Source organism: Pseudomonas sp. FSL R10-0399 (assembly GCF_009600165.1).
Lineage (GTDB): Bacteria > Pseudomonadota > Gammaproteobacteria > Pseudomonadales > Pseudomonadaceae > Aquipseudomonas > Aquipseudomonas helleri.
This window is the reverse complement of sequence record NZ_WIWK01000149.1, coordinates 1-11812: the sequence shown is the minus strand read 5'-3', so window position 1 is coordinate 11812 and position 11812 is coordinate 1. Positions and strand designations below refer to the sequence as shown.

The following is an 11812-nucleotide window of genomic DNA, read 5'->3' as shown; positions in this document are numbered from 1 at the left end:
GCACTCGGTTGCGGGGCGGCAGGCTTGGCCGGTTGGGCCTTGACCACCGGCGCTGGCGCCTCGGACGCTGTGTCGCGCAGGTCGGCAAACGGGTCTTCGTCGTCGTTTTCGTCTTCTTCGGCACTGATGACCTGACGCGGTGCAGCTTTTGGCGCCGGTGCAGGTGGGGTTTCATCAAAGCCCGGATCACGCAGGTTACGCACTTCGAACGCCGGCTCGTCGTCTTCGGCTTCTTCGTCGTCGTATTCCGGTTCTGGCTCGGGTTCCGGCTCAGGCGCTGGCGGGGCCAGGCGTGTGTGCAACTGGCGGGCGAGGTCGCCGATTTCATCCTGGCGGTTGATGGCCGGGGTGTAAGGGTCCGGCTCACGCAGCCAGACACGCAGCTGCAACAAAGGTGTCGTAATGTTCCTGCCCAAACGCAAGCTCAACGCCAAGGCCAGCGCCAGCAAAATGGCACTCAGGATGCCCATGCTCTGCAAGCTGATGGTCATCGGCTGTTCGAACTGGTTCATGTCCAGGCTGATGCGCAAATGCCCGGCGGTTACATCCTGAAAGGTGATCTTGGTTTGATACACGCCTTCGGTTTCGCCCAGCAGGCCGCTTTTCGGGCGTTGCCCGGCTTCAGCGAGGATGCGGTTATCGACGCTATAAATAGCGGCGTGGGCCACCAGCGGGTTTTTCGTCAGGTTATTGAGCAGCACGTTGAGGCTGAGGATGTCGTTGGACACCAGCAACTCGGTGGCCGACGTGGCTGTTTGTGTGGTCAGGCTCTGACCCAGCGCATCGGCTTGCTCGTGCATGGCCTGTTTGAACTGCAAACCCATGACGACCGCATAAATGACCAACGCCAACGCGACCAGAATCACGTTGTGGCTGGCAATACGCAGAGCTATCGGAACGCGTCTATCGCGAAGGGCCCGGAAGATCAGCAGGAAGAAGTTATCGGTTTTGACAGGCGATGGCCGGTTCACTGAGCGCGGCTCTTAGTCCGTTAAGTTGGTGCGCAGTATAGCGAGCAGCCCTGAGGCGGCAAAGCCTTGGCGATGCCCGATGGTCACTGAAAGTGGGTAGAATGCGTTTTTTTTAGCGAATGGGGGTGTGCCTTGCGCGAAATCGTCCTGATAAACATCACCGGTGAAGACCGTCCGGGTCTCACTGCGGCCATTACCGGCGTGTTGGCCAGCAATGGGGTGAATATTCTCGACATCGGTCAGGCCGTCATCCATGGCGTTTTGTCGTTGGGTTTTCTGGTGAATATTCCCGAAGCCGAGCAAGTCTCCGCAGTGCTTAAAGACCTCCAGCCCTTGATTGCCAATGAGGGCCTGCAACTGCGTTTTGACCCGATCACTGAAGATCACTACCAGCGCTGGGTCAGCGAGCAAAGCCAAAAACGCCATGTGGTTACACTGATGAGCCGCCAAGTGACGGCCCATGAGTTACAACGTGTGACGTCGGTGATCAGCCAGCACGGGCTGAACATCGAACAGACCGATCGTTTGTCGGGCCGTGTCCCGCTGGACGCCCCCACCGAACTGAGCAAAAGCTGCATTGAACTGCGCGTGGTCGGCGAGCTGGCTGACATCGACGCCTTGCGCACTGCCTTCTTTAACCTGGCGCAAGAACTCCAGGTTGATATCGCCTTGCAGGAAGACACCCTGTTCCGTCGCAATCGCCGCCTGGCGGTGTTCGACATGGACTCCACGCTGATCGAAGCCGAAGTGATCGACGAGTTGGCCAAGGCCGCAGGCGTGGGCGACAAAGTGTCGGCCATCACCGAGCGCTCCATGGCTGGCGAGCTGGACTTCAAGGCCAGCTTCAAAGAGCGCTTGGCGCTGCTGCAAGGGCTGGACGTGAGCGTGCTGGACTCGATCGGCGCGTCGCTGCGACTGACCGAAGGGGCTGAGGTGCTGTTCGCCGAGCTCAAGCGTCTGGGCTACAAAACCGCCATTTTGTCGGGTGGCTTTACCTACTTCGCCAAGCAATTGCAGGCCAAGCTGGGCATCGACTATGTGTTCGCCAACGAGCTGGAAGTGGTGGATGGCAAAGTGACTGGCGTGGCTGTCGAGCCGATTGTGGACGCACAGCGCAAAGCCGATTTGCTGACAGAGCTGGCGCGCAAGGAAGGCTTGAGCCTGGAGCAGACCATTGCGGTCGGTGACGGCGCCAATGACTTACCGATGCTGGCCATTGCCGGGTTGGGTGTGGCGTTCCGCGCCAAGCCGCTGGTTAAAAAATCGGCTAAATACGCGATCACGACCCTGGGTCTGGATGGTGTGCTGTACCTGCTGGGCCAGCGTGACCGTAACGGTCAGGGCTAACGCCCGACGCATCCCCTGTAGGAGCGAGCTCGTCTCGCGATCTTTTGAGGGTTTAAAAGATCGCGAGGCAAGCTCGCTCCTACAGGGTCTGAAGTGTTATTCGCCGATCTTCTCGCCCATCATCACCGGCGTACCGGCCGCCAGGGTTTCAGCCCACTTCACTTGTTCCGGGCCAAACAACACGATGGCCGTCGAGCCCAGTTTGAAACGACCCAGCTCTGCACCTTTTTCCAGGTGGATCGGCGCACGGGCCGCTTCGTCGTAACGGAAGGTTTTCAGCTCGCGTTTAGGCGGCGTCACCAGGCCGGCAAATACTGTTTCAATCGAAGCCACGATCATGGCACCCACCAATACCACCGCCATCGGGCCGCGTTCGGTATCAAAAATGCACACCGCACGCTCGTTGCGGGCAAACAGCTCCGGCACGTTTTCAGCAGTGGTCTGGTTCACCGAGAACAGACGGCCCGGCACGTAGATCATCTCGCGCAGGGTGCCCGCCAGTGGCATGTGCACGCGGTGGTAGTCTTTTGGCGACAGATAAATAGTGGCGAATTCACCGCCCATAAACTGTGCTGCCACAGCGGCATCGCCGCCCACCAGTTCTTGCACGCTGTAGCTGTGGCCTTTGGCCTGGAACACGCGACCGTGTTCAATCGGGCCGAGCTGGCTGATTGCGCCGTCTGCCGGGCTGAGGATTGCGCCGGGTGTCGGGTCCAGCGGGCGGGCGCCGTCTTTCAGGGCACGGGTGAAGAAGGCGTTGAAGTGCTCGTAGGCGGTGACGTCTTCAATCAACGCCTGGGACATGTCCACTTGGTAGCGCTTGGCGAACCAGGTGGTGAACGCATTTTTAAACCAGCGCACACGGCATTCGGCAATACAGCCCGCCAGGCGCGACAACAGATGGTGCGGCAACAGGTACTGACTCAGAAGGAACAAACGCTTTTTCATGCAAAATCCTTAGTGTTTTACAGGCGGCTCAACAGGCGTGTCTGGGTGGTTGCCCCATTCGCCCCAGGAACCGGCATAGGCTTTAACGCGCGGATAACCGAGCGCTTTGGCGACCAGATAAGTAAAGCCAGAGCGGTGGTGGGTCTGGCAGTGGGTAATCACTTCTTTGTCCGGCGTGATCCCGAGGTCCTTGAGAATCTCGGGCATGTCGGTGCAGATACGCAGGCTGCGTTCTTTGTCCATGCCTGCGGTCCATTCAAAATTCGCGGCGCCCGGGATGTGCCCACCCTTGGCTGCCAGCACTTTCTCACCACGGTATTCGGCGACGCTGCGGGCGTCCCAGATGGCCAGGTCCGCAGCGCCCAGGCGGCTTTGCAGGTACTCGCGGGTGGCAGTGGGTTCGTCGTGCAAGGTCAAGGCAACCGGGCCGCCGACCGCTGGCGGTACGTCTTGGGTAACGTCGTAGCCTTCAGCAATCCAGGCGTGGATGCCGCCGTCCAGATAGTGATAAGCCCGGTGCCCGATAACATCCAGTAACCAAATAAAACGCCCGGCCCAGCCGCCGCCTTCGTCGTCATAGACCACGTACACCGCGTCTGGGGTGTGCCCCAGTTCGCCAAACAGCGCTTCGAGCGCGGCCTGGGTCGGCAGCAGGCCCGGTGCGGGTGGCAAACCCAGTTGCGTGCGTTTGGGCTCGACAAAGCGGGCGCCCGGGATATGCCCGGCTTCGTAGCGTGCAGCGCTGCTCAGATCGACCACGATCACATGGGGCGCATCGAGCCGGGCTTTGAGGTCGCGGGGTTCAATGACTAACGGCAAGCCAGAGAAGTCAGGCATGTGTTCTCCAGAGCAAAAAAAGGGGTGAATTGTAGCGCAAGCGTTAGCGCCCGCGAGCAGTAAAGGTGTGCAGCGCTTTCTCGATACATTGCGCGGTTTTACCAAACGCTTGCACGCTGGTTTCCGAAAACGGCCCGCCGTCCTGGTCGGCCAGTATCAGCATGACCACGCGCCCGTTATTGCTGAGCGAGCGTAACAGCAGATGCTCGCCGGGGAACAGACTGCGCAGGTTAGCGGGCATGGCTGCCGAAACCACCGCGTTGTTTTCGGGCGTGAGGCGCACTTGCGCCGGTTGCGCCATCAAGCGTTGCAGGGCAGGGCTGTCGCTCACATTCAAGGTCATGTCGAACGCAGTTTTGGGCAGCCCGAGCACTTGAAACGCGCGCAACAGGCTCGAGGTTTTATCGGCCATCAGCAGGATGATCCGGCGCATGCCGCACGCTTGCAGGGCTTCACGTGCGCACAGGGTCAGGTGCATCGGGTTGGCGAAGGCCGTCGGTTCTTCCAGCAGTTGCCCGCAGTATTTGCGCCAGGCCTGCAAGGCTTGCGCGGACGGTGGCGGGGCGGGTTGCCCGTGGGTGTTTACGCGGCGCGCCTCCCACGGCATGAGCAAGGCCAGCGCCGGGTGCCAGAGGTCCGGGGTTGAGTGATAGCGGGCGCTGCTCGCGGCGTTCTGGTGCACTTGCTGCTGCACTTCATGCAGCGGCAGTTGCAGGTACAGGCTGGTCAGGTACTGCCAGCGCAGGTTGTGTGGCGAGTCCCAGCCCTGTTGCGCGGACAGCGCCAAACCGTTGGCCAGCAACAGGCTGTTGGCGGGATGGCTCAGCCAGCGGCGCAGGGTCGGATCGGCATCCAGTTGTTGCTGCTGGTGCAGCGGGCGATGGGTGTCGCGGGCAATATGCAGCACGCGGATCAACGTGCGTTTATCGTCGGTGATCACCGCGTAGCCCTGCATGATCCATTCGGGCAGCCGCCACAACTGGGCCAATGCCCGGCAGATCTCGAACAGGCGCACGCCGAACAGTGCCCGTTCAACCTTGTCGGCACATTCGCCTTTTTGAATCACCCGCGCTTCCCATTCTTCCAGCTGTTTGGGGTGCGTCATCGCCATGGCCCACAACGGCGAGAAGAACAGCAAACTGCCCCAATACACTTCTTGCCACAATCTGGCCAGGCGGTTGCCGAACAGGCCAATCCCTTGCTGGGCCGCGTGCTGGCTGATGAGCAGCACTTGGCGCAAGGCAACGGGGATGTCTTCGGCCGGCAGCACCGGCATGCTCTCGAGCAACTCTTGGGTGCGTTTTAGCCCCAGCCGATTGAGCGCCACTTCAAGGCTTTCGGCGGGTTCGGTCAGGCTGCTTTGCGCGTGTTGATTGGCTTCGCGGATCAGGCTCAAGGCCAGCGCCGGGCTGTCTTGCATGACTTCGGCGATCTCGCGCAATGAGCGGCGACTGTCGCTGAGGGTCTTGCCGACTAACACATGGCTGCGCTGCGGGATCGGCAAACGTACCGCGTCGAGGTGGCTAACCCACGCGTCCAGAGAAGCAGGTATGACTGTCGATGGAACGGTTTCATTCGCCATGATGGTCGCGCGGTCATCATCAATTGTTAAAGGCCCTACAGGGCCAAATGGCTTTTCAGCTTGAACGACTATAGTCTGGCGCAGATTAGCCGATAAGGATAAGAAGAGTTTTAGCTTTGCTGGAATATGAACTTGAACCTGACTCAACAAGTACCTTAACGACCTATGGCTAAAATTATCGGCATCATCGTCGTGTTTGCGAGCGTGCTCGGCGGCTACGTACTCTCTCACGGCAAGATCGGAGCGCTGATTCAGCCTTTCGAAGTCATGATCATCGGCGGGGCTGCCTTTGGTGCATTCCTGCAGGCCAACCCCGGCTACATGACCATGCACGTGATCAAAAAATCACTCAGCATGTTCGGCACACGCTTTACCCACACCTTCTATTTGGAAGTGCTGGGCCTGGTGTACGAGATCCTCAATAAAAGCCGCCGCGAAGGCATGATGGCCATTGAGGCTGATGTTGAAGACCCTGCGGCCAGCCCGATTTTTGCCAAGTACCCGACTGTATTGAAAGACGAGCGCATGACCGCGTTTATCTGCGATTACCTGCGCATCATGTCGTCGGGCAACATGGCGCCCCACGAGCTGGAAGGGCTGTTCGACATGGAACTGTTCAACCTCAAGGAAGAACTCGAGCACCCGTCCCACGCCATCACCGGCATCGCCGACGGGATGCCGGGCTTCGGCATTGTGGCCGCGGTACTTGGCATTGTTGTGACAATGGCGTCGTTGGGTGAGGGCGATCAGGCGGCCATCGGTATGCACGTGGGGGCGGCACTGGTGGGGACGTTCTTCGGTATCCTCGCGGCCTACGGCTTCTTTGGCCCGCTGGCGACGTCGCTGGCCCATGACGCCAAAGAAGAGATCAACGTTTACGAGTCAATCAAAGCCTCGCTGGTGGCCTCGGCCTCGGGCATGCCGCCTTCGCTGGCCGTCGAATTTGGCCGCAAAGTGCTGTACCCCAAGCACCGGCCGAGCTTTTCCGAGCTGGAACAAGTGGTTCGCGGTCGCTGAGTTATGGAAAACAATCAGCCGATTATCATCAAGCGCGTCAAGCGCTATGGCGCAGGCCACCACGGCGGCGCCTGGAAGATCGCCTTTGCGGACTTTGCCACCGCGATGATGGCGTTCTTTCTGGTGTTGTGGCTCATGACCGCCGCCACGCCAGAGCAGAAAATCGCCATTGGTGGCTACTTTAAAGACCCGATCGGTTTCTCTGAAAGCGGCACGCCGTACACCATCGACCTGGGCGGCACCCCCGCACTGGCGCCGGAAAACACCCTCAACCCGGAAGAGAAAAAGGAGCCCGTGCCGGACAAGATCAAAGTCGACGCGGACCAGATCCAGGGCATGGCCGAGCAGGTTGAGAAGGAGCGCCTTGAGTTGCTGCTTCAGGAGTTGCAAAACAAGGTCGAAGAAAACCCGCAACTGAAGAAATTCAAAGACCAACTGTTGTTCGAAATCACCCCGGACGGCTTGCGTATCCAGGTGATGGACGCTGAAAACCGTCCGATGTTTGACGTGGGCAGTGCGCGCCTCAAGCCGTATTTCGAAGACATTTTGCTGGCCATGGCCGACACCATCGCGGCGGTGCCGAACAAGATCAGCATCAGCGGTCACACCGACGCCATGCCCTATGCGGGCACGGGCGATTACGGCAACTGGGAGTTGTCTGCCAACCGCGCTAACGCGGCGCGGCGCACACTGGTGGCTGGCAGCTACCCCGACAGCCAAGTGGCGCGGGTGGTGGGGTACGCCTCGTCAGTGCTGTTCGACAAGGCCCACCCGAACAACCCGGTCAACCGCCGAATCGACATCGTGGTGCTGACCAAAAAGGCCCAACAAGCGATTGAGGGTGAACAAGGTCCGGACCCGGTCAAGGCTGAGCAGTTGCCCAAAGCCCTGGACGACCCGATCACCTTGCCGCCCGACCAGCAGCCAAAGCCGATGCATGAAGAGCGCCAGAAGCTGAACTTGTTTGATGACAAGCCCCCGGCCAACCCCTAAATCTGTGTAGGAGCGAGCTTGCCTCGCGATCTTTTAAACGATCGCGAGGCAAGCGCAGGCTTAGTAACTGCTTTCCGGCAAGCTCGCAATGATCGAGCGATAGCTGTTCATGCGCTGTTGCTGCACACGGCCGTCTTCCAGGGCCATCAACAACGCGCAGCCCGGCTCGCGGTCGTGCTTGCAGTCGCGGAAGCGGCAGCGGCCGATCAAGTCGTGGAACTCGATAAAGCCCGCCTCGACATCGGCACGGCTGACGTGGCCCAGGCCAAATTCACGAATACCCGGTGAGTCGATCAATTGACCGCCGCCCGGGAAGTGGAACAACCGCGCGGTGGTGGTGGTGTGCGTGCCCTGACCGGACAGCTCCGACAGTGGCCCGACCCGCAGGTTGACCTCCGGCAGCAAGCTGTTGACCAGCGAGGATTTACCCACGCCCGACTGCCCCACAAACACGCTGATACGGCCGTTGAGCTGCTCTTGCAACTGCTGCATGCCGTCACCGTGGTGCGCAGACACTTCCAGCACCGGGTAGCCCAACTGGCGATAAACCCCCAGCAGTGCATTCAGTGCGGGTGCGTTTTGATCGTCGATCAAGTCTGCCTTGTTCAGCAGCAGGAACGGGCGGATGCCGGCGTGCTCGGCAGCTACCAAGTAACGGTCGATCAGGTTGGCGTGAGGCTCGGGCATTGGCGCGAAGACGATCACGATCATGTCGACGTTGGCCGCGACCGGCTTGAGCTGGCCACGGTTGTCGGGGCGGCACAGTTCGGTTTTGCGCGGCAACTGGGCAACGATCACGCCGATGCCCTGATTGCCTGCGCGCCACACCACGGTGTCACCGGTGACTAATGCGGGCAGGTTGGCGCGCAAGTGGCAACGGAACGTCTGGCCTTTCAGCTCGCCTTCTTGAGCCTCGACCTCGACCTGCACACCGAAGTGCGCGATCACCAGGCCGAGTTGCTCGGGGCCTAAGTCGCCGCCCTCAAGCGCTTCAAGGGCGCTGGATTCGCGTTTGGCGGCGCGGGCAGCGCGCTCGCCCTGGATCTTTTCGATGCGCCAGTTTTGGCGACGATTGAGCTGGCGTTTGGCCATGGGTGTTCCGTGTAGATAACGATAAGAAGGGTAAAACGCTGGCGAGTTTAGCACGTGGGCCGGGCGCCTAAGCTAAACTGCGCGACTAAGCACTGGAGGCCTTTATGAACAACGCGCAGAACCTGATCTGGATCGACCTGGAAATGACCGGCCTTGATCCGGACAACGACGTCATTATCGAAATGGCCACCATCGTTACCGACAGCAACCTCAACACCTTGGCTGAAGGCCCGGTGATTGCCATCCACCACAGCGACGAAGTGCTCGCCCGCATGGACGAATGGAACACTCGCACCCACGGCGCCAGCGGCCTGACCCAGCGGGTCAAGGACAGCACCGTGAGCATGGCCGAAGCCGAAGCGCAGACCCTGGCCTTCCTTGAACAGTGGGTGCCTAAAGGCAAATCGCCGATCTGCGGCAACAGCATCTGCCAGGACCGGCGTTTTCTGTACACCCACATGAAGACCCTCGAAAGCTACTTCCATTACCGCAACCTGGACGTCTCGACCCTCAAGGAACTGGTCGCCCGCTGGGCGCCGGAAGTGCGCGATACCCTGGTGAAAAAAGGCACGCACCTGGCACTGGATGACATTCGCGAGTCAATTGCCGAGCTGCAGCATTACCGCAAGCACTTCATCAAGTTCTAAAGACGCCTGTTTGCTTTAAAGATCAAAAGATCGCGAGGCAAGCTCGCTCCTACAGGGGGTGTGTTTTTTGCCCCCTTTTGGTGCTCTCGGCAACTGAGTAGACTGCGCGCCTCATTGCAAGGATCGCCGCCATGTTGCTGATGCTCTATTTAGTCGCCATTACTGCTGAAGCCATGACCGGCGCGCTGTCTGCCGGGCGTCGGGGCATGGACTGGTTTGGTGTGGTGCTGATTGCCTGCGTCACCGCGCTGGGCGGCGGCTCGGTCCGTGATGTGCTGCTGGGGCATTACCCGCTGACGTGGGTCAAACACCCGGAATACCTGGTGCTCACCACCTTTGCCGCGTTGGTGACGATCTTTATCGCACCGCTGATGCGCCATTTGCGTTCACTGTTTTTGGTGCTCGATGCGCTGGGGCTGGTGGCGTTTACCCTGATCGGCTGCATGACCGCCCTGGAAATGGGCCAAGGCATGCTGGTGGCGTCGGTGAGCGGGGTGATTACCGGCGTGTTTGGCGGCATTCTGCGTGACATCTTCTGCAACGACATCCCGCTGATCTTCCGTCGCGAACTCTACGCCAGCGTGTCCTTCGCGGCCGCGTGGTGCTTTTTGCTGTGCACTTACCTGAACATGCCCAACGAACAGGCGATCTTCGTCACCTTATTCGGCGGGCTCTTGCTGCGCTTGTTGGCGATTCGCTTTAACTGGGAAATGCCCAAGTTCGTGTACAACGACGAGCATTAATCGGCCAGCAGCGAATCCACCAGCGCGCGGGCCGTCTCCATGTTGTGAATGACCTGCCAGAGTTACTCGGCCTCAATGCCTGACAGGTGGGTGTTGGGGATTATGTGGGAATTGCAGGCATTCCCTTGTGGGAGCGGGCTTGCTCGCGATGCAGGCGACGCGGTAAGTCAGGTGTTATGCGTCGATGCCATCGCGAGCAAGCCCGCTCCCACAGAGTTCTGCTTCATACTCGCTCAGCATGCTGCTTTAGCGCCCATTCCACATGCTCTTGCACCAGCTCCGACGGGTATTCACGTCGCGCTTTCAGCGCTTCCAGCACCGGAATGGTCGATGGCGCATTGCCCAAACCTACCGCCAAGTTGCGCAGCCAGCGTTCGTAACCGGCCCTGCGCAGGGGTGAGCCTTCGGTGCTGCTCAAAAACGTGTCTTCGTCCCACATGAACAATTCGGCCAGTTCGGCGTTGTCCAGGTTGTGCCGGGGCTTGAAGTCGCCCTCAAGGGTGCTGCGGGCGAAGCGGTTCCAGGGGCAGACGATCTGGCAGTCGTCGCAGCCAAACACCCGGTTGCCCATCATTGAGCGCAGTTCTTCCGGGATCGCAGTTTTAAGCTCGATGGTCAGGTAAGAAATGCACCGCCGCGCATCCAGCACATACGGCCCCACAAACGCCTTGGTCGGGCAAATGTCCAGGCATGCGCTGCAGCGCCCGCAGTGTTCGGTGGTGTGGGGTTCGTCCTCGGGCAGCGGTATGTCGACAAACAGTTCACTTAAAAAGAAGTAACTGCCCGCTTTGCGGTTGAGCACCAGGGTGTTTTTGCCGATCCAGCCCAGCCCGGCTTTTTGCGCGATGGCTTTTTCCAGCACCGGGGCGCTGTCAACGAAGGCGCGAAAGCCGAACGGGCCTATTTCGGCCTGAATGCGATCGGCCAACTGTTGCACGCGTTTGCGGATCAGCTTGTGGTAGTCGCGGCCCAGGGCGTAGCGCGACACGTAGGCTTTTTCGGGTTGGGCCAGCAATTGCGCCATGTGCGTGTCGCCGGGCAGGTAGTCCATGCGCAACGACACCACGCGCAAGGTGCCGGGCACCAGCTCTTCGGGGTGCGAACGTTTGCTGCCGTGGGCGCCCATGTATTCCATGTCGCCGTGGTAGCCCGCGGCCAGCCAGCGTTCAAGGTGTTGCTCGTGTTCCCCCAGATCAAGGCCGGCAATGGCGACTTGTTGAAAGCCCAACTCACGGCCCCATTCCTTGATGGACTGAGCAAGAGCGGGGAGGTCGGCAGTAATAGCAGGCATGAGGCAAGAGAAACCAGAGCTGAGATGCGTATAATTCTGCCAGACATCGGAGCCCGACACGCATGCCGCAGACCAAACACCTCTTTGCTGACCCTCAACCGTTGCTGGCAAACACCCTGCCACGCCTGCCTGCACGTGAGCCCGACGCCCACAAAGGCCAGTTCGGCCATGTGCTGCTGATTGGCGGTGACCGGGGTTTTGGCGGCTCCATTACCCTCAGCGCCCAGAGCGCCTTGCGCTGTGGTGCCGGGCTGGTGTCACTGGCCACCCGCCCGGAGCATGTGCCCGCGGCCTTGACCCGCTTGCCCGAGGTGATGACCCTCGGCGTGTCGTCGGCCAACCAG

The 11812-nt window shown here is 60.1% G+C and carries 12 protein-coding genes; 6 read left to right on the top strand and 6 right to left on the bottom strand.

Going from position 1 to position 11812, the window contains the following annotated elements; all coding sequences use genetic code 11:
- Positions 1-971: AhpA/YtjB family protein (locus GHO41_RS26630; RefSeq protein ID WP_371929050.1), on the bottom strand; the 971-nt coding region annotated here is incomplete at its 3' end.
- 132 nt (positions 972-1103) lie between these two features.
- Here GHO41_RS26630 and serB point away from each other — a divergent pair.
- Entirely contained in the window at positions 1104-2318 is a 1215-nt protein-coding gene (serB, locus tag GHO41_RS26625; RefSeq protein WP_123751149.1) for a phosphoserine phosphatase SerB, read from the top strand.
- Between the two features lie 96 nt (positions 2319-2414).
- Here serB and asd read toward each other — a convergent pair whose 3' ends face one another.
- From asd to GHO41_RS26610, 3 genes are read right to left on the bottom strand one after another with little or no spacing between them, the layout of a single operon-like run.
- Positions 2415-3266, bottom strand: a complete 852-nt coding sequence (asd, locus tag GHO41_RS26620; RefSeq protein ID WP_048385252.1) for an archaetidylserine decarboxylase — start codon at positions 3264-3266, stop codon at positions 2415-2417.
- 9 nt (positions 3267-3275) lie between these two features.
- Complete coding sequence (locus tag GHO41_RS26615; RefSeq protein ID WP_153435093.1) at positions 3276-4103, bottom strand: rhodanese-like domain-containing protein; 828 nt, start codon at positions 4101-4103, stop codon at positions 3276-3278.
- 43 nt (positions 4104-4146) lie between these two features.
- Entirely contained in the window at positions 4147-5685 is a 1539-nt protein-coding gene (locus GHO41_RS26610) for an HDOD domain-containing protein (RefSeq protein ID WP_153435092.1), read from the bottom strand.
- Positions 5686-5850: 165 nt separating this feature from the next.
- Here GHO41_RS26610 and motA point away from each other — a divergent pair, with 165 nt between their 5' ends.
- Both motA and motB read left to right on the top strand, forming a co-directional pair.
- Positions 5851-6702 (top strand): flagellar motor stator protein MotA, encoded by an 852-nt coding sequence (gene motA, locus GHO41_RS26605; protein ID WP_048366610.1) that lies wholly within the window; start codon positions 5851-5853, stop codon positions 6700-6702.
- A 3-nt stretch (positions 6703-6705) separates the two neighbouring features.
- Positions 6706-7695, top strand: coding sequence for a flagellar motor protein MotB (gene motB, locus GHO41_RS26600; protein WP_153328379.1), 990 nt, complete (start codon positions 6706-6708; stop codon positions 7693-7695).
- Between the two features lie 60 nt (positions 7696-7755).
- On the opposite strand, the gene rsgA is transcribed toward motB, so the two are convergent.
- On the bottom strand, positions 7756-8787 hold the full coding sequence (gene rsgA / locus GHO41_RS26595) for a small ribosomal subunit biogenesis GTPase RsgA (RefSeq protein WP_123751152.1): 1032 nt from the start codon (positions 8785-8787) through the stop codon (positions 7756-7758).
- A gap of 104 nt (positions 8788-8891) precedes the next feature.
- Between rsgA and orn the strand changes: the two genes are divergently transcribed.
- Both orn and GHO41_RS26585 read left to right on the top strand, forming a co-directional pair.
- The gene (orn, locus tag GHO41_RS26590) at positions 8892-9434 is read left to right on the top strand and encodes an oligoribonuclease (RefSeq protein ID WP_153328378.1); all 543 of its coding nucleotides are present in this window, start codon (positions 8892-8894) and stop codon (positions 9432-9434) included.
- A 131-nt stretch (positions 9435-9565) separates the two neighbouring features.
- On the top strand, positions 9566-10177 hold the full coding sequence (locus GHO41_RS26585) for a trimeric intracellular cation channel family protein (RefSeq protein WP_048366606.1): 612 nt from the start codon (positions 9566-9568) through the stop codon (positions 10175-10177).
- 223 nt (positions 10178-10400) lie between these two features.
- On the opposite strand, the gene queG is transcribed toward GHO41_RS26585, so the two are convergent.
- Positions 10401-11468: a tRNA epoxyqueuosine(34) reductase QueG gene (gene queG, locus GHO41_RS26580; protein WP_153435091.1), complete on the bottom strand. Its 1068-nt coding sequence runs from the start codon at positions 11466-11468 to the stop codon at positions 10401-10403.
- 62 nt (positions 11469-11530) lie between these two features.
- Between queG and GHO41_RS26575 the strand changes: the two genes are divergently transcribed.
- A partial coding sequence (locus tag GHO41_RS26575; RefSeq protein WP_305977947.1) for an NAD(P)H-hydrate dehydratase occupies positions 11531-11812 on the top strand: 282 nt, incomplete at its 3' end.

What these genes read in the sequence shown, in the direction of transcription:
- asd (WP_048385252.1), bottom strand. Translation starts at nt 3,266, where the DNA reads ATGAAAAAGCGTTTGTTCCTTCTGAGTCAGTACCTGTTGCCGCACCAT.
- GHO41_RS26615 (WP_153435093.1), bottom strand. Translation starts at nt 4,103, where the DNA reads ATGCCTGACTTCTCTGGCTTGCCGTTAGTCATTGAACCCCGCGACCTC.
- GHO41_RS26610 (WP_153435092.1), bottom strand. Translation starts at nt 5,685, where the DNA reads ATGGCGAATGAAACCGTTCCATCGACAGTCATACCTGCTTCTCTGGAC.
- motA (WP_048366610.1), top strand. Translation starts at nt 5,851, where the DNA reads ATGGCTAAAATTATCGGCATCATCGTCGTGTTTGCGAGCGTGCTCGGC.
- motB (WP_153328379.1), top strand. Translation starts at nt 6,706, where the DNA reads ATGGAAAACAATCAGCCGATTATCATCAAGCGCGTCAAGCGCTATGGC.
- rsgA (WP_123751152.1), bottom strand. Translation starts at nt 8,787, where the DNA reads ATGGCCAAACGCCAGCTCAATCGTCGCCAAAACTGGCGCATCGAAAAG.
- orn (WP_153328378.1), top strand. Translation starts at nt 8,892, where the DNA reads ATGAACAACGCGCAGAACCTGATCTGGATCGACCTGGAAATGACCGGC.
- GHO41_RS26585 (WP_048366606.1), top strand. Translation starts at nt 9,566, where the DNA reads ATGTTGCTGATGCTCTATTTAGTCGCCATTACTGCTGAAGCCATGACC.
- queG (WP_153435091.1), bottom strand. Translation starts at nt 11,468, where the DNA reads ATGCCTGCTATTACTGCCGACCTCCCCGCTCTTGCTCAGTCCATCAAG.